At 61.4% G+C, this 1,636-nt stretch carries 3 protein-coding genes; 1 reads left to right on the top strand and 2 read right to left on the bottom strand.

Translation table 11 applies throughout. The annotated features are described in order from the left end of the window. Nucleotides 1-285: 285 nt before the first annotated feature. Entirely contained in the window at nt 286-534 is a 249-nt protein-coding gene (locus tag EOA23_RS34545) for a conjugal transfer protein TraD (protein ID WP_127307302.1), read from the bottom strand. Nucleotide 535: 1 nt separating this feature from the next. Next, nucleotides 536-862, bottom strand: a complete 327-nt coding sequence (locus EOA23_RS34550; protein ID WP_127307303.1) for a conjugal transfer protein TraD — start codon at nt 860-862, stop codon at nt 536-538. Between the two features lie 167 nt (nt 863-1,029). Here EOA23_RS34550 and mobQ point away from each other — a divergent pair. Beyond that, nucleotides 1,030-1,636, top strand: a 607-nt coding sequence (mobQ, locus tag EOA23_RS34555) for a MobQ family relaxase (protein ID WP_189341830.1), incomplete at its 3' end; no start/stop codon positions are given.

Here is a 1,636-nt window from a genome sequence, read left to right on the forward strand (position 1 = left end):
CAAAACGACAGCAAAGGTTCGACCGAAAATAATGCTGAGCAAATCCCGGTCCGCGAACGCCGCATCCAGCGGGTTTCAAGCGTTGTAGCCGCGTTCCTTCACATTATGGGCTGCTGCGGATAACTGAAAGTGTTGAAGAACGACACGCGGGCGATATTCAACGCCGCATCACATGCCGGGCGCGCGGTGGAATTTCTGCATGCGCGGGCGAAGGTTGAGGGTCTGGCTGCGTGACTCTTTGAGGCTGTCGGAGCCTTTGCCGCCCACCGCTCGCGCCGACCGCCGCTAAGTTCGTGGCCCCTTTTTCTCCTCGTGCTGTTCCGCATCGAACGCATGCCTTCCCTTCGCGGCCCACAGGTCTCGCGCATGCTCGCCTTCATGGCTCTGCAGCTTAGCCGCGATCCAGAGCAGTGCGCCGTAGATGATGGCGCGATTATCATTGGTCAACTCGACGAGACCCGCCTTAACGACCAGACCGCCGAGTTCAATCAGATGTCGGGTTCGCTTGCGTCGCTCAACCTGCCAAGCGCGCATATCATTGCGAGCCCGTGCCGCCTGACGGCGATTGTGTGCCGCCCGATTGCCCTGAAGGGCTACGTCGGTCGCGGGTAGGTGTCGGAGCAGTTCGCCGTGGCCGGCTCTCGAAAAACGTCGCTCCACGCTTGGCCCATGCCTCACGCTTTCCGGTGTCTTTCGTCTCAGCGATCGCGACCAGCGCGCCAGCTAGTTCGTCGGTGCTGAGTTGATCGGCCCCGGTAGCGATTACCAGTTCCCCGAGTTGCTGCACCTTTCGATTTTTTAACTCCCGCGCTTTGTCTTCCAGCGCCTTCAGTTCGGCGTCGAAGTCACGTGGTTTACGCATGGCTGCCTCCATTTGTTGTCGATGCAGCCATGATAGGGGAGCGGCCGCCGGAAGGCTTCAGGGTCGCCGAGACAGCCCGGGACGGGCTGGTCCATCCCGAGATTTTTTCGAGGGAGGGCGCGCTTATACGTCGTGCCGACGTGCGCTTTGACGTGCAAATGATCGCCATGGCGATCTATCATCTTCATGTCAAAGTCATTGGCCGCAAGGCAGGGAGCAGCGCGGTGGCGTCGGCCGCCTACCGCTCTGCCTCGCGGCTGCGAGACGAGCGCATTGATCGAAGCCACGACTTCTCGGCCAAACGCGGCGTCGTCCATTCCGAGGTGATGCTGCCGGAGAATGCGCCGGCGGCCTGGAGCGACCGCGAACGGCTGTGGAACGACGTCGAGGCTTTCGAGGTGAGGAAGGATGCGCAGTTGGCCCGCGAGGTGGAGTTCGCCCTGCCGCGTGAACTGAGCCAGGCGCAAGGCATCGAACTGGCGCGCGACTTCGTTCAGGCGGAGTTTGTCAGCCGGGGCATGGTCGCTGATCTCAATGTGCATTGGGACAGGGCAGAGGATGGCAGTGCAAAACCGCATGCGCATGTCATGCTCACCATGCGGTCCGTGGAGGAGAACGGTTTCGGGGCGAAGGTTCGCGAATGGAACGCTACCCAGATGGTCGAGCGCTGGCGGGAGCGATGGGCCGAGTTTGCCAATGAACGCTTGGCTGAACTCGATATCGACGCCCGCATCGATCATCGCAGTCTCGAAGCGCAGGGCATTGCCTTGGAGC

The sequence above is a fragment of the Mesorhizobium sp. M2A.F.Ca.ET.042.01.1.1 genome (assembly GCF_003997405.1).
Classification (GTDB): domain Bacteria; phylum Pseudomonadota; class Alphaproteobacteria; order Rhizobiales; family Rhizobiaceae; genus Mesorhizobium.

What these genes read in the sequence shown, in the direction of transcription:
- EOA23_RS34545 (WP_127307302.1), bottom strand. Translation starts at nt 534, where the DNA reads ATGCGCGCTTGGCAGGTTGAGCGACGCAAGCGAACCCGACATCTGATT.
- EOA23_RS34550 (WP_127307303.1), bottom strand. Translation starts at nt 862, where the DNA reads ATGCGTAAACCACGTGACTTCGACGCCGAACTGAAGGCGCTGGAAGAC.